14 protein-coding genes are annotated in these 15,591 nt (G+C 49.1%); 8 read left to right on the forward strand and 6 right to left on the reverse strand.

The features are described 5' to 3' along the window. The first annotated feature begins 25 nt into the window (after nt 1-25). Nucleotides 26-1,069: a zinc-dependent alcohol dehydrogenase gene (locus ACFSUB_RS06010; protein ID WP_380712280.1), complete on the forward strand. Its 1,044-nt coding sequence runs from the start codon at nt 26-28 to the stop codon at nt 1,067-1,069. Between the two features lie 85 nt (nt 1,070-1,154). Here the strand turns inward: ACFSUB_RS06010 and ACFSUB_RS06015 are convergent, their stop codons facing one another. After that, nucleotides 1,155-1,484 carry a metal-sulfur cluster assembly factor gene (locus ACFSUB_RS06015; protein WP_380712281.1) on the reverse strand — a complete coding sequence of 110 codons (330 nt, stop codon included), beginning with the start codon at nt 1,482-1,484 and terminating at the stop codon, nt 1,155-1,157. A gap of 220 nt (nt 1,485-1,704) precedes the next feature. On the opposite strand from ACFSUB_RS06015, the gene ACFSUB_RS06020 reads away from it, so the two are divergent. Both ACFSUB_RS06020 and ablB read left to right on the forward strand, forming a co-directional pair. Further along, nucleotides 1,705-2,091, forward strand: a complete 387-nt coding sequence (locus ACFSUB_RS06020; RefSeq protein WP_380712282.1) for a hypothetical protein — start codon at nt 1,705-1,707, stop codon at nt 2,089-2,091. Between the two features lie 198 nt (nt 2,092-2,289). Continuing rightward, a complete protein-coding gene (gene ablB, locus ACFSUB_RS06025) occupies nt 2,290-3,141 on the forward strand; it encodes a putative beta-lysine N-acetyltransferase (protein WP_380712283.1) in 852 nt (283 codons plus the stop codon). Nucleotides 3,142-3,552: 411 nt separating this feature from the next. On the opposite strand, the gene ACFSUB_RS06030 is transcribed toward ablB, so the two are convergent. The 3 genes from ACFSUB_RS06030 to ACFSUB_RS06040 all read right to left on the reverse strand — a co-directional run bounded on the left by ACFSUB_RS06030 (nt 3,553) and on the right by ACFSUB_RS06040 (nt 7,388). After that, nucleotides 3,553-5,532, reverse strand: a complete 1,980-nt coding sequence (locus tag ACFSUB_RS06030; protein ID WP_380712284.1) for a hypothetical protein — start codon at nt 5,530-5,532, stop codon at nt 3,553-3,555. Between the two features lie 24 nt (nt 5,533-5,556). Then, nucleotides 5,557-6,810: an ATP-grasp domain-containing protein gene (locus ACFSUB_RS06035; RefSeq protein ID WP_380712285.1), complete on the reverse strand. Its 1,254-nt coding sequence runs from the start codon at nt 6,808-6,810 to the stop codon at nt 5,557-5,559. Nucleotides 6,811-7,100: 290 nt separating this feature from the next. Beyond that, the gene (locus ACFSUB_RS06040; protein ID WP_380712286.1) at nt 7,101-7,388 is read right to left on the reverse strand and encodes a hypothetical protein; all 288 of its coding nucleotides are present in this window, start codon (nt 7,386-7,388) and stop codon (nt 7,101-7,103) included. Between the two features lie 212 nt (nt 7,389-7,600). Here ACFSUB_RS06040 and ACFSUB_RS06045 point away from each other — a divergent pair, with 212 nt between their 5' ends. The 5 genes from ACFSUB_RS06045 to ACFSUB_RS06065 all read left to right on the forward strand — a co-directional run bounded on the left by ACFSUB_RS06045 (nt 7,601) and on the right by ACFSUB_RS06065 (nt 12,378). Next, on the forward strand, nt 7,601-8,272 hold the full coding sequence (locus ACFSUB_RS06045) for a haloacid dehalogenase type II (protein ID WP_380712287.1): 672 nt from the start codon (nt 7,601-7,603) through the stop codon (nt 8,270-8,272). 58 nt (nt 8,273-8,330) lie between these two features. Continuing rightward, the gene (locus ACFSUB_RS06050) at nt 8,331-9,560 is read left to right on the forward strand and encodes a DNA polymerase IV (protein WP_380712288.1); all 1,230 of its coding nucleotides are present in this window, start codon (nt 8,331-8,333) and stop codon (nt 9,558-9,560) included. 130 nt (nt 9,561-9,690) lie between these two features. Next, nucleotides 9,691-10,056, forward strand: a complete 366-nt coding sequence (locus ACFSUB_RS06055) for a DUF2512 family protein (protein WP_380712289.1) — start codon at nt 9,691-9,693, stop codon at nt 10,054-10,056. Between the two features lie 14 nt (nt 10,057-10,070). Then, the gene (locus ACFSUB_RS06060; protein WP_380713191.1) at nt 10,071-10,943 is read left to right on the forward strand and encodes a manganese catalase family protein; all 873 of its coding nucleotides are present in this window, start codon (nt 10,071-10,073) and stop codon (nt 10,941-10,943) included. 133 nt (nt 10,944-11,076) lie between these two features. After that, nucleotides 11,077-12,378 carry a Glu/Leu/Phe/Val family dehydrogenase gene (locus ACFSUB_RS06065; protein ID WP_380712290.1) on the forward strand — a complete coding sequence of 434 codons (1,302 nt, stop codon included), beginning with the start codon at nt 11,077-11,079 and terminating at the stop codon, nt 12,376-12,378. 76 nt (nt 12,379-12,454) lie between these two features. Here ACFSUB_RS06065 and ACFSUB_RS06070 read toward each other — a convergent pair whose 3' ends face one another. Both ACFSUB_RS06070 and ACFSUB_RS06075 read right to left on the reverse strand, forming a co-directional pair. Continuing rightward, on the reverse strand, nt 12,455-13,891 hold the full coding sequence (locus ACFSUB_RS06070; protein WP_380712291.1) for an aldehyde dehydrogenase family protein: 1,437 nt from the start codon (nt 13,889-13,891) through the stop codon (nt 12,455-12,457). 14 nt (nt 13,892-13,905) lie between these two features. Beyond that, the gene (locus tag ACFSUB_RS06075) at nt 13,906-15,537 is read right to left on the reverse strand and encodes an acetolactate synthase large subunit (RefSeq protein WP_449329207.1); all 1,632 of its coding nucleotides are present in this window, start codon (nt 15,535-15,537) and stop codon (nt 13,906-13,908) included. Between the last annotated feature and the right edge of the window lie 54 nt (nt 15,538-15,591).

A 15,591-nucleotide genomic window follows, 5' to 3' on the forward strand; every position in this document is an offset into this window, starting at 1 on the left:
ACATCCTTTGAAAGGAGGGCATGGCATGTATGCCGTGGCTTTAACCGGAAAACAGCAGCTTGAGTACCGGGAAATGGAATTACCTCCCTGTGGAGCAGAAGAAATAATAATCAAAGTCTTCGCCGTTGGAATCTGCGGATCGGATCTCCGGATTTTCAAGCAGGGGGATTCCAGAATTGATATGCCGAGAGTGACCGGTCATGAAATTGCAGGTGAAATTGTGCAGACAGGCAGTACGGTCTCGGGTTTTGAGAAAGGGGATCGTGTCACGCTCGGCGCCCACATTCCATGCGGCACCTGTCATTACTGTCAAAAAAATATGGGACACCAATGCGTGAAAAAGCACTCTATCGGCTATCAGGTGCACGGAGGCTTTGCGGAATACATTGTTCTTCCACGCGAATTTGTACGTTTTGGATCCATTCAGAAGATTGCCGGCACGACGAGTTTCGAACAGGCCTGCTTGTCAGAGCCGTTCTCCTGCGTATTAAGCGGTCTTCGTGAAGTGGGAGCAGGAGCTGGTGACACCGTCGTTGTGTACGGCGCCGGCGCGATCGGCTGTATGTATATCGCAGCTCTTAAGCAGATGGGAGCAGCGCGTGTTATTGCCGTCCAGCGCTCCGCTCCACGCAGGCAGAAAGCAGCGGAGGCCGGTGCCGATCTTGTCGTCGATCCTTCTTCAAGCAATACATCTGACATTATTGAAGAGGAAACAGGCGGACTTGGGGCGGACTGTGTTATTGTGACCGCTCCCTCATCCAGCTTGCAGAATGAAGCACTGGATGTCGTAAAAAAAACCGGCAGCATCCTTCTTTTTGCTGGTATGAAATCTGCAGAAACCCCGCCCTTTGATACGGATAAAATCATTTACAAACAACTTCGCGTCACTGGAACCCACGGGGCTCCCAGAGATCTTCATATGGAAGCCGTCAAATGGATTGATGAAGGCTTGCTTGATTTTGACTTTTTTATTACGCATACGTTTGCCTTGTATGAAACAGACCTTGCTTTCCATACAGCCGATGGAAAAGAGGGGCTGAAATGCGTCGTACAGCCGCAGAAACCATAGAAGTATGATCCTGTCTTCTACACAGCCATCCCGAAAAAAACAACCCCGGTTCCGCGCAGCAGCTCGGCATTCCGGGGTTTGTCTATTAATCCGAAACTCCAAGAGCAATCTTGGCGTAACGGGACATTTTATCTTTCGTCCATGGCGGAGTCCAAACAATATTTACATCAATTTCATTGATTTCTTTGAACTCCTGCAGGTCACTCAGGGAATATTTAATATCACTGACGATTGTTTCAGCAAGCGGACATCCCATCGCTGTAAGCGTCATAGTGACTTTTACATTGCTCTCTTCATCCACATCCACCCCGTAAACCAGGCCCAGATTTACAATATCAATGCCAAGTTCGGGATCTGTTACGTTTTCCAGTTCAGCCAGAACTCGTTCTTCAAGCTCCGTCATTTCTTCGGCCATCCAGACACCTCCTTTTTCCTTACCCCTACTGTAACAAACATCCACTATTAAAAAAATAAATTTGTCTTTCCCTGTAGTCAGCCTATCGGTGATGCTTGTTCGTATAGTATACTGATAACGACTGGTGAACTTGCATTTTGCTTGAATTATGACCCCGGTGCCGATACAATCCCTTATGGTATAATATATTTTCCTAATAACCCAATGGAGGTACTACAGAATGATGCTGTGGCCAGCTTTGCTGCTTGGAATTGTCAGTCTTGGTTTTTTAATCTTCTTTTATCAGCGGTGGATACCGGTTTTCGGTGTCAGATGCGCCCCTCTTCCCGAGCAGCCACTGCCGGAGGGAAGCATCATTCTAGACGTTCGTGACTATCAGGAGGCCGACCACCTTCCTGTTAAGAATGCGCATCTGCTTCCCTATCCTTATTTAAAACGGCATATTCAAACCATTGAGGCTCAACAGGTGTTTGTTGTTGCACCTGATAAGGTTTCCCGAAATTTGAGCATACGCCTGCTCCATAAACACGGCCGGAGCGTCTCAGGGTTTGCCGTCGTCACCCCTGGTCAGACAGATTCCTCCGCGTTCTCTGTCGACTGCAGCTGAAAAAACGCTCTTCATGGGAGTATGCCCGGAAGTCAGGTCCCACGCCGGCTTCCGGGGTTTTTTTTGATAAAAAGTTTCCGTTATGCGGCAGAAAACGCCACATATTGAAAAATTTCATTCTAATCTCCGTTCGGCCGTCGTATCTATTGTATAGTACGCCGTAATAAGGGCGATTTTTAGAAAAAACGGAGGGCCGCCATGAATATCCTCACACAGCGTTGGTCGACTCATCTGAAAGACGATATAGTCATTGAACCCTTCAGTCAGCGGATAAAAGTGTATAAACTGCCGCCTTTTTCGAAGTGGAATGCTTTTTTGGCATCGCTTTACGACTTTTCGGTGGAACAAAGCTGCGATAAACTGATTTTTTACGTAAAAAACAAAGAAAGATCCCGTTTTGAAAAAGCTCCCTTTATCTGCGAAGGAGAAATCAAAGGTTTTTTCCGTGGAGCCGACGCTTTTATCTATTCCTGGTTTCTGGAGCCCGGGCGTGCTCGTCCTGTGGATCAACTGCAGGAGGATCTCGTGCTGCAGAATGCCGTCGACTTTTCTGCCGAAAAAGAACGCTCTCTTATTCCAACAGGCTATACGATGCGCCACCCGGGTGAAAACGACGCAGAGGAAATGGCGCGTCTTTACCGCTCCGTGTTTCGAACCTACCCTACCCCTATGCACGATCCCCAATTTATCCGGGATGTAATGAAAGAAGAAGTGTATTTCACCATCATGGAACATGAAGGAAACATCGTCAGTGCCTGCTCCGCCGATGTGCTTGAATCTTTTCAGAGCGCTGAGATGAGTGACTGCGCCACCCATCCCGAACACCGGAATCAGGGACTGTTAAGCACTCAGTTTTCCTATCTGATTCAACAGATGCAGCGCAAAGGGCTGTGGTCCCTGTTTTCTTATTCGCGTTCTCTGTCGTTTGGCATGAATCTGGTGAACGTCTACCACGGATTTGAGTACGGCGGAACGATGGTGCGTAACAGCAATATAGCAGGACAGCTTGAATCGATGAATATATGGTACCGGCAGCTTCGAACCCGCTGATACCCCGGAGAGTGAAAAAGGGCATGTACCAGCCGCCTTTGTGCGTTTATCTGCCCAACACTGCCAACCACATGTCAAAAAAGAAAAGACGGAGCAGGATTTTCCCCTTTCTCCGTCTTTTCAACTAAACAGTTTCGTTTTGTTCCAGCCCACGCCTGTTGATTTACCATATAAAGGAATGGGAAAGGGTTCTATGAGGAGGGTGCATCTGTGATCAAAGCATGTATCCCCCTTCTTTTTCGTTGGACGGAGCCGTCTGCCCGACTCCAGCGGGAGAAGCGTCAGCCGAAGATCACCGGGTGATTTTCCCGGTAGCTGAGGCGACGCCCGCGGAAAGCGGGCAGGAAAGGCGGAGTCCAACGAAACGTTTCCTATATTTGCATAATCAACAGCCGTGGTTCCAGCCTTATCTTAAACCCACTGAAAATTACGGCCCCAGCTTTCCTTGGCAAGCTGTTCAATCTTTTCCACAACTTCCTTTTCAACCGCAAACGAATCTCCCTGTTCATAAGGATTGTAATGAAAAGCATACAGCCGGGACACAAATTCGTGAAAAGGAAGGGAGGATTCACCCTCTTTTTCTCCGTGTCCACGGACGCTTGGTTCAATGCCCTGACCCCAGTTCTGGGAGCTGTCATTATTGGGGTTATAGAAATAGACGCGGTACGTATCATCGGGGTCATCTGCAATCCGCTGAATCGTAATGGCGTGGAAGCCTAGAAAATTACCGTACACAGTCGTTACGCAGATGCCGACCGGATTAGGATAAATCATTTCATGACCTTCATTGTAATCGCGGTGATGCGTGGCATAAAATAGACGGACAAATCCCTGATAATCGATGACATTCTGTGTGTTATGCTGAAATACTTTGCTGAATGCTTTTGCTATCCAATCACCGTAAAAGGCAGGATTCACCCATTTATGCGGATCATCACCACGGAACTGTACACGCCGGACCATATCAGCATAAATTCTGTCCAGATGGGGCACGAGGACGAGAGAAACCGGATCCAGTTCTTTATGGAGTTCCGGGGCCAGACCACCCGGGAGATCTTTCGAATGAATCGTCTGCCCTTCAAATGCCATATCAATATCACCGTCCCGGGCCGCTCTTGGGACAAGTTCGAGGAGGTAACCCGGATCATGAATCGACCAGAGGCTGAGGGCTCTCGCACTCTGACATGTAGGATTCAGGCCCTGGCCGATGCCAAGTGGCTGTCCGAGCACACTAATCACGCCGGCTGTCAGCACATCACCTGCTGTCAGACCTTCCTCTTCACTGTCTGAGGCTTCCATCAGCGTTTTTCTGACATCCTGTTTGATATCAAGTTCAATCAGGCGCCGAAGTCCGGGGAGCACCGGCGGCTGGGAGAGCACCCCGCGCTCCAGCATACGGGCCAGTCCGTACAGGGACTGGCGCGTCGGCAGATGAATGGAGACTTTGATGAGTTCCTGTACTGTTTCATAATGTTCTTTCAGGTTGGAACTGCCTTTGCTGCTTAATCCCATGGCTTCCTGGAGTGTTTTTATATCCCCGTTTCGATTTAAATGCCGGATCAATGCCACATGATACCCCGACACGAGCCCCGTCTCTCTCATCGAGCTCCCAAAAGCCGCCGCTTCTTTGCTTAGTTCCTGATTATCAAGGTCCTGCAGCCTGCTTCGGTATTCCCTTTCGCTTTCACACTGTTTTGCCCGCTCTGTAACCGTGGAAATCGCATGGTGGAATGTTTCAATTGCTTTTCTGTCCTTTTCATCCACGTCCTCATGGAGCAGCTGCTCCGCTTTTCTTATCATTAACCGGACTCTGTCTGTCATAATCGGACGCTGCACCATCAGCCGCTTGATTTCATCAATCAGCGTACTCGATATAGACTGCAGCGACAATTCCTCCACCATCAAGGCAAACAGACGCTGAGCCCGCTCTGTTTCTTTTCCCTGCTGTTCCTGTTCTGCGGGATCCTCCGTTTCCTCCGGGAAAATAAAATCCAGATTATTCGCCATTACTTCGTTGAGGTATTTTTTGGCGTCAGATGCGCTCACCTCAGGGTGGGTATGTTTTTCCCGGGCCAGTGCAACCATCCTTAGTTCACTAAGGAGCGCGACAATGGATTCCACCCCATCAGAGCGCAGAGATCCATTGACAAGCGCCGGCTGCAGCTTGGAGGGATCTTCCCACGGCCCTCCTTCAAACACCCCTGCCTCTTTAAAACGCGGCGCATATTCGTAAAGCTTCCGCATTCCTTCTTCTTTTTCCGCCATCTTTTTTGCTGTCTGGAAAAAATGATTCTGGTACATATCCTTGGCATAAGGGGCTGCCTGATTCAATGTTTCAAATGCCTGTTTGAGCGTTTCTTCTTCGCCGCCTGTATTCATCTGCAGTGCCATGAGCAATCTCCTTCCATTTTTCAGTTAGATGTAAAAATCAAAATCAGCATAATCACGTAATGGTTCTCTCACATGATCGTGGTCGTCATGATGGAAAAATACAACACCGTGCGGATTTCCAAATCCTTCTGCTTCCGGGACTTTCCGTTGCACTGGTGTGAACATCGTGTGCCGGTCAAAACCTGGATGTTCTTCAAGCTCCTGTGGAAAATGGAGTTTCTCGATATTTTTCACCTTGGGATAAACCATCAGGCTGCCGGCATGACCTTTGGATTTTCGTTCTTTAGGGAAAAACGACCGGAGATCTTCTTCGCTCGTATTCGGATCGGAACAAAGAAGGTGTGCCTGAAACGGATTGAAGTCGTACGTTTTTTTTATTAAATCAAAGATATTGCCGCCTGGAATACGGGCGGCCACTTCAATGAAACTGATTTTGCCTTCTTCATCAATGAAAAATTCCGGATGAATCAACCCGTACTGAATATCAAACGCCCGGATCAGAGCCTGAACAGCTCCTCTGATTTTTTTGCGCTGCTTCTCAATTTCCGGAGACGGCGGAACCATCATGGAATAGCCGAATACAATATATTCCGTGATATTAAGGAATTGAATAGTCCCATTATGCACAAATACTTCGCAGGAAACTTCCACCCCGTCAAGATGACTTTCCACCAGGTTGGGAAACGCCTCATCCTCCAAAGCGTCAATATCGGCTTCCGTACGGATAATCCTGTGGCCGACGTCTCCTGCTTTATCAAATGCCTTCACGTGAACCGGGTCCTGTTCTTCTTCCCCTGCTTTTAACATGGCATCATTGACGCGCCGGAAAAACTGTTTCACTTCTTCTTTGCTGTCGGCTTCTTCAAAGACACCAACTTTCAGTCCTCCCAAAAGAGCTCTTCGTTTCATTTTTCCTTTATGACGAAAAAGCAGAGAATGCTTGAAAATTTTCGGATCTTCTTTAATTCTTCCGTTAACAGCTGCCGCCCACTCCACTGTATCTTCAAACAACGGAACCGCAAGACCTGTATTCTCCTCTTTCAGTAACTCGTACAGCCCCTCACTCTGCTCCCATACGTCTTCCATGGAATAATTTTTTTTATAATGATCAAAGTCCCACGCAATAAAAGGAAGATCATATTTCTCAGCATACTGCTCGCAGTGCGGCGGCCCTACAATGACAAACGGACGACCTAGTTCGTCCGCTGCCTCAATGGATGGCAGGCTCCATCCGATAAGTGCCGTTTTATACTGATTGTCATTCTGTGTACTTGTCATATTTGTGCATCCCCTTTTTATCGCTTTTAGCTGTTTGCATAATGCTATTTTTACCGGGAATGCAAAACTTTATGAGTTGTTTTTATAAAGAAAAGTGGAAGCACCCTGGAAAGCCGCGACAGGTTCTGGACCGGGTGCGCAGGGCAGCCTGCTGCCCGAAGTCACACGGGAAGAAACCCCGAGCGGCTGGGTGCTGGAACTGGATCCAAAACGCTGACATTCTATACTTTTCCATCTGATAAAAAAAGTCCCGGACTGTAAAAACAGCCCGGGATGCTTCTTTGCAGTTATTATTTGTAGCCGTTCAATGTACTGGCACCGGTAAGGGTCACCACGTTTTCGGTACTGGCCGGGTCAAGGCCTTCCACCGCCACCATGCCGTCCATTGTGCCTTTTTCGGTTTCAAATATCAAATGTTCTTTACGGCTGTCCCGCAGTGCTTCCATAAAGAAGCGCTGGTTTTCCACTCCGTAAAGGACTGCTTCCCACTGCTCCGGATCATTATTTTTAACCGTCAATTCGGCGGTATCAAATACAACTCGTTCATCTTTTCCTAAAAATATTTTGTCAATCTTCATCGTAAGCCTCCTTCAATTGATTGCGTCCTTTTATGTGCGTTCCCCGCTGTCACAATTTTAAACATTAAATCTTAAATGTCAGACATGCCCCGGCCCCTTGAATGAAGGTGCCCCCAATACGGCTGCATTTTCATGAATCGATTATATTCAAACGGACTTCATGCATGATTACAGAAGAAAACGGGAACGGTCCGGGAAAAAGGAGGTAATAAATGATGTCATCTTCTACGTATGTGTTCGATGTATACGGCACTTTATTCGATGTTCATTCCATCGCTGCAGCATGCCGGCAGGCTGCACCGGAAAAAGAAGAAACATTAAGCAGGATCTGGAGGGAAAAACAGATACAATACACCTTTCTGCGCCAGGCTATGGGTAAATACCGCTCCTTTGAACACGTAACCCGGGACGCGCTTCGCTATGCAGCGGCCGCAGCCGGTACCTCCCTGTCCGGTAACATGGAAACTGCGCTGCTGGAAGCCTACCAATCGCTTGAGCTGTTTCCCGAGAGCAGCCGCGTGCTGCAGACCCTGAAAAACAATGGCAGCACCGTTATCGTATTCAGCAATGGCACACGAAACATGCTGGAACCGCTGCTCCACCACGGCGGCATTCGTCCCTATATTGATTTTGTTCTCAGCGTGGATGATGTAAAACAGTATAAACCGTCCCCTGCCTCCTATCAGCTTATTCTTGATCATGTCCCCGTCCACCGGTCCGATATCACTTTTTTATCCAGTAACGGATGGGACATCAGCGGGGCAGAAGCATTCGGCTTTACTACCGTGTGGGTGAACCGCAGCGGCGCACCGGTTGAAGAGCTGCAGCTGCCGCCGGATGAGGAATGGAGTTCCCTGGAACCATTAGAAAAACCTTCTCCTTGATACAGAACATTAGTTCCCTTATACTGAAATGTACAATACGTACGATGGAGCGGTGAATATGGAACGTACTGTTTTTCTTGTCGATATGCAGTCTTTTTACGCCGGCCTCGAAAAAGTTTTCCGGCCGGATCTGGAGGAGCATCCTGTCGTGGTCGCGGGGGATCCGGAGATTCGAAGCGGTGTGATTCTGGCCGCCTGTCCGGAAGCAAAAAAGTGGGGAGTACAGACAGCGGAGGCACTGTGGGAAGCGCAGAATAAATGCCCGCATCTTACCGTCATAAAGCCGCGCATGCAGGCTTATCTCGATGCCTCCATCGAAATTGCCGCTGTTTTCGAATCCATCAGCGACCAGGTGGAGCCGTACAGTGTCGATGAGATTTTTGTGGAAATGACCCACGTGCTCCCTCCGGGTGAAAGTCCGGGAGAAGCTGCCCGTCTGCTGAAACGCCGGGTGAAACGAATGCTCGGTGTAAATGCGCGGGTCGGCATCGGACCGACCAAGGTGCTCGCCAAAATGGCGTGCGACCACTTTGCCAAAAAAATGCCGGATGAGATATTCACCCTGTCCCCTGCCAATTTGCAGCAGCAGTTGTGGCCCCGCCCTGTCGGTGACTTATTCGGAGTCGGCAGGAAAATGGAGGCACACCTGCGCAGCATGGGCATCCGCACCATCGGACAGCTCGCTGCCTTTCCACTGGACCAGCTGAAAAAACGCTGGGGCATCAACGGCGAACTAATCTGGCATACCGCGTACGGACGGGATTCTTCACCGGTTACCACCGACACCCATGTCCATCATAAAGGAATCGGCCATCACATGACACTGGCGCGCGATTATTACAGATGGGATGAAATCCGTGTCGTCCTGCGTGAACTGAGCGAAGAAACAGCACGCCGGGTGCGGGCAGGCGGATACATAGGGTGCACGGTGTCAGCCGGAGCCGGCGGCCATGATTTTGATTTTCCCGCCGACTTTCACCGTCAGGAAAAACTGATGGATTACACGAACGATGGAACGGTCATTTATGAGACGGTCTGCCGCTTATTCCATGAGCATTGGACCGGATTTCCCCTCCGCAGCGTCGGTATTACACTGGATCAGCTGATTCCCGATACATTCCGCCAGCTTTCCCTGTTTTCGACGCTTCAGGACAAAGAAAGCCTGAACCACACCATTGATCACTTAAAAGAACGCTTCGGCAGTGCCGCTGTCCTCCATGCCTCCTCCCTTACAGCGGCCGGGCAGGCTTTGCTGCGGGCGCAGAAAATCGGCGGACATTACAAATAAAGAGTACTGCGAAACGTCCCTCTCCGACATTTCTCCAACATTTCAAAGATAACGCCGTCCTTCCAACACTTCCCGCCGCATAAACCGGTTCCTTCTGCAGAGCCTAAGCTTAATGAAAGGGGGAAGGCTCGTGAATCATGTCATAGCACTCGGCATCAAAGCCGTTCTTACATTCCTGATTCTGCTTGCTGTCCTGTTACCATTCGGTGGATATCCGTTCTGGAATATAGCCGGACTGGCCCTCATTGTGACAGGTACTGCCTACATCATCGGGGATTTATTTATACTAAAAGCGACAAATAATACTGTCTCCACCATAGCCGACATCGGATTGTGCACATTAGTGATTTGGTTCGCCGGACCGTTTATTCTGAAAGGGCCTGTTCCTTTTATTGCAGCGCTCATTTCCGGAGTTCTTATAGGAGCAGGAGAATGGCTTTTTCATAAATATGTTATCAATGCTGTTATTTCTAAAAATCCAAAAGTGTATTCTTGAAAGGAGCGATTATCATTTTTTATCACAAAAAAGAACTTCAATATAATGCAAAACCCGATAAACCGGATCCTGTATATGCCAAAAAGCTCCAGGAAGTGCTGGGAGGACAGTTCGGAGAAATAACCGTAGCTATGCAGTACCTATTCCAGGGCTGGAACTGCCGGGGAAATGAAAAATACCGGGACATGCTGCTTGATATAGGGACCGAAGAAATTGCCCATGTCGAAATGCTGACGACCATGATTGCCCAGCTGTTGGATTCTGCACCGGTAGAAACTCAGGAAACTGCGGCCGAAGATCCTGTTTTGGAGGCAGTCATGGGTGGCATGAACCCCCAGCATATCATTGTTTCGGGATTGGGAGCCCAGCCGGCCGACAGTGCTGGGTATCCGTGGAATTCAAGATACACGATTGCAAGCGGTAACCTGCTGGCTGATTTCCGTGCCAATTTAAACGCCGAATCCCAAGGCAGACTGCAGGTCGTTCGTTTGTATGAATCCACCACCGACCAAGGCGTGAGAGACATGCTGTCTTTTTTGATCGCCAGAGATACAATGCACCAAAATCAATGGATGGCTGCCATCGAAGACTTGGAGCAGCAGCAGTCCGTTGTTGTCCCTGCCACCTTTCCAAGAGAAAAGGAGAAACAGGAAGTGGCCTATTCGTTCATGAATTTTTCCGAAGGGACCGAAAGCCAAACCGGACGCTGGGCCGGCGGGACAAGCATGGATCAGCAAGGCACATTCGAATACGATGGAAACCCGCAGCCAATGGGACAAGTTCCTTATTTAAATCCTGCTCCCCCGTATGTTCATGACACTCCCCTTTCTCCAGAGCAGCATGTGAATGAAAAGAAATCGCCTGGAGAAAATAATACGGGACTGTAGAACCAATAACAGGAGCTGCTCTGAAAAGATAAGTTTTCTTTATCTTTTCAGGCTTTTCCTATAGAGAAGGGAAAGAGTCTTCTACATTACTAAGGAAAAGACTGCATTTCAGAAGAAGGAGGATGGTTTTTCATTGCAATCAAGAACAGACAAAGCAGAAGCTGATATTACCACCCATCTGAAAAATCCATATGACATTGTTCAGGGACTACTGGAAGATGCCACTACTGCACTGGGGCTGAACGAAAATGTGTACCATTTACTGAAACAGCCGATGAGAATGCTTGAAGTTTCCATTCCTGTCCGTATGGATAGCGGACGAATCGAGAATTTCACCGGATACCGCTCCCAGCATCTCGATATTCTCGGACCGACCAAGGGTGGCATCCGATTTCATCCTGATGTAAATGCGGACGAGGTCAAAGCGCTGTCTATCTGGATGTCTTTAAAGTCGGCTATTCTCAACCTGCCGTTTGGAGGGGGCAAAGGCGGCATCATCGTCGATCCGGATAAACTTTCCGAACGTGAACTGGAAACATTAAGCCGTACCTATATCGAGAAAATCACTCCTCTTATCGGTCCTCAAAAAGATATACCGGCACCTGACATAAATACGAGCCCGAGAGTAATGGGCTGGATGATTGATGAATACGACAAACTGCGCGGCCATAATATCCCAGGAATGCTTACAGGCAAACCCGTTATTATCGGCGGTTCGGCAGGAAGGCTGGCCGCAACAGGACGCGGGGTAGCGATTACTATTCAGGAAGCAGCCGCCTTCCTCGGCATGGAACTCGATGGGGCAACAGCAGCCCTGCAGGGATTTGGCAATGTCGGCAGCATGGCGGCTGAGTTTTTACACCGTCTCGGGGTGAAAATCACCGGGATCACCAACGCCCACGGCGGCATCTATGACGAAAACGGACTCGATATTCCAGACATACAGGAATTCGTCAAAAAAGGCAATTTGGTTCACACGTATCCCAGTGCCGAGCCTTTAACAAACGAAGACGTATTCGGGCTTCCTGTCGATATTTTTATACCGGCAGCCGTGGAAAATCAAATTACAAAAAATACAGCCCCTGCCATCCAGGCAAAAATAGTGGCAGAAGCTGCTAACGGACCAACCACACCAGAAGGCGACAAAATAATGGAGGAAAAAGACATTTTCGTCATTCCGGATATCCTGTGTAATGCCGGGGGTGTGACGGTTTCCTATTTCGAATGGGTTCAGAATGCAATGAATTATTACTGGAAAGAAGAAGAAGTCAATGCAAAGCTGACCGAAAAAATGAAAGAGGGATTTCAGAAGGTTCTCGACATACGCAGGAAGAAACAGGTTCGGATGCGCCAGGCCGCCTATACTGCCGGTATCCAACATATCACAAAGGCCTTCTATGCACGCGGATGGATTGAAGAACCATACGAGACATGACACCAAAAGACGGAGCCGGCGAAAAGTACCCGGCTCCGTCTTTTAGTATTATGCCATACCCGCTTTTTCTTTTCGTTTACTCTTCTTCCAAACGGATACCGATAAATTTCAGCTCCGTCATGTCTTCGAGTGCATATTTTACTCCTTCTTTTCCGATACCGCTCTGCTTCACTCCTCCGTATGGATGGTTGTCCTGACGGTAGGTTGAAATGTCATTGATCCAGACCCCGCCGGTTTCCAGTTGATCGGCTGTGCGGAAGGCGCGGTTGATATCTTTTGTAAACACACCGGCCTGCAGCCCGTAAATGGAATCGTTGGCCATTGCGACTGCTTCTGCCTCCGTTTCAAACGGAATGACCGATACAATCGGGGCAAATACTTCTTCGGCTGTGACTTTCATATTGGAGGTAACATTTGTCATAATCGTCGGCTTCAACATCGTTTTGTTCCGGCTTCCACCAGTCTGAACAATTGCTCCTTTGGCTGCTGCGTCTTCAATCCACTGATGAGCCCGCTTTGCTTCCTTCTCGTTTATCATCGGGCCGATATCGGTCGTTTCCTCTGCTGGATTCCCGACGTTTAAGCTCTCGGTCTCTTGTACATACCGATCCAGAAACATTTCGTATATCGTACGTTGGACGTAAATTCGCTGGGCGGAAATACAGACCTGTCCGGAAAAGGCAAACGCTCCTTTAACAAGAGCCCCCACCACATGGTCCAGATCGGCATCTTCAAAAATAAGATTAGGGGAGTTGGATCCAAGTTCCAGTGTCACTTTCTTGAAACCCGCCTCTTGCTGGATTGAGCGCCCCACCGGCAGGCTTCCGGTGAACGTGATTTTCTGCACCCTGTCATCCCTGGTCAGCGGGACACCTGTCTCCTGCCCTGTGCCGATAATCAAGTTCAGCACCCCATTTGGAAGTCCTGCCTCCTGCAGCAACTGTACCAGCTTATACGCAGACACCGGTGTTTTTTCTGCCGGCTTATAAATGATAGTATTTCCTGCCGCCAGAGCAGGAGCGATTTTATGCAGGGACAGATTTAATGGGAAATTAAACGGCGTAATGGCTCCGACTACGCCAATCGGCTCCCGCTTTACAAATCCTTTGCGGCCGGATCCCCCGACCGCTGCGTCCATTGGAAGCACTTCACCGGTGATGTGTTTCGTCATTTCCGACGCGAAGCGGAGTACCTGAATGGACCGATCTATTTCTGCTCTGCTGTAGCGGATCGGTTTACCGGCTTCGAGCATGATCACTTCCGCAAATGATTCCGACCTTTCCTCCAGAAGATCAGCAGCCCGGCGGAGAATGTCAGCCCTTTCATGAGCGGGCATCTGCTTCATGACAGTATGGAACGTATCTTTGCTGTTCTGCACCGCTTCTTTTACATCCTGCTCGTCTGCAGGAAGCAGCTCGGCCACATATTCCTCATTGTATGGGTTTTTTACATACATTGCCGGCTGGTTGGATTTCGTTCTTTCTATGCCGTCAATGATTGATCCAATCCTCATTCACCATGTCCTCCCTAACACAGGATATCTCCAAGTTTTTCAGTCAGTTTCATGTTCTCACCATAATCGACCGGACAATCAATCAGGACCGGCTTCTGCAGGGAAACAGCTTCCTTTAGAGCGGGCTTCAGATCTCTTGGATGATTGATGCCGTATGCTTGTAATCCGTAAGCCCGTGCAAGTTCCATAAAATCCGGATTGCCAAAAGAAATATGGGATGTACGCTCAAAATGACGTCTCTGATGCCATTCAATTAAGCCGTAGCCGTTGTCTCTCCATAATAAAATGATGACCGGCAGATTCAAGCGCACAGCAGTTTCCAGTTCTGCTCCTGTCATCTGAAAACCGCCGTCTCCACAGACCGCAACAACCGTCCGGTCCGGGCGGACCATTTTAGCCGCGACAGCTCCCGGTACAGCAACCCCCATCGAAGCAAGACCATTCGAAATAAGGCATGTGTTGGGCCGGGAGGTATGATACATCCGGGCCATCCACATTTTGTGTGCTCCCACATCAGAAATAACAATGTCCTCTTCATTTAAAACATCCCGCAGATCAGCAATGATTTTCTGTGGTTTCACCGGGAACTCCTCACTCTCCTGAAACGAGGATAGCTCCTCGAGGGCCTGGGTACGGACATTTTTCACCCAGTCGATATCCCTTGTTCTGGAGGACAGAGACTGAGTAAGACCTGCCAGGTTCGTCCGGATACAGCCGGTCACCTGAACGGCTGCCGGATAGTACGCATCGACTTCTGCTTCCTTTCCGTCTACATGAAGAATGGGTGTCCGGCCGTCCGGATTCCAGTTTTTTGGCGGGAATTCCGCCATGTCAAAGCCGACGGTGATAATCAGGTCCGCTTCCCTGAAACCGCATGTGATATAATCATTTCCGCTCAACCCGGCTGTGAGCAGATTTCTTTCGTGATCGCGCGGCAGCGCCCCTTTTCCCATGAATGTATGCACGACAGGGATGTCCTGCTTTTCAACTAATTCAATCAGTTCCTTTGCCGCACCGGCTCTGGCCACACCGTTACCTGCAAGAATTAAGGGGTGATTCGAACGCTGGATGATTTCGAGTGCTTCGTTTATATTCTTTTCTGAGGCTTTCCCTTCTGCATCCGATCGAACAGGGAGCGGAGAGCCGCCGGCTTCCATCCCGGCTACATCTTCGGGAAGATCAATATGAACCGCTCCCGGCTTTTCCCCCGTGCTCTGCTCCACCGCTTTTTGAACAATCTCCGGAATGGTATCGGGTGATTTCACCTGTGTATTCCATTTGGTCACCGGTTTATACATCGAAACCAGATCATAATGCTGATGCGATATTTTGTGATGCCTGTCAAGGCCCGCCTGCCCCGTTATGGCAATCAGCGGACTGTTATCCATGTTCGCATTGGCGACGCCGGTCATTAAGTTAGTGGCTCCGGGACCAAGCGTCGCCAGACACGCTGCCGGTTTCCCGGTCAAACGCCCGTAAGTTCCCGCCATAAAAGCAGCTCCGGTTTCGTGCCGGGTCACGATAAACTCAATCCGGGAATCCATCAGTGCATCCATTACATCAATATTCTCCTCCCCCGGTACACCAAACATATATTCAACTCCCTCGTTTTCGAGGCACGCAAGAAGCAGTTCCGCTGTTTTCACATCGTCCATCCTTTCCAGTCCATATTATTATGGTAGTTTCTGCAGGAATACATA

The organism is Salibacterium lacus, assembly GCF_042684865.1.
Lineage (GTDB): Bacteria > Bacillota > Bacilli > Bacillales > Marinococcaceae > Salibacterium > Salibacterium lacus.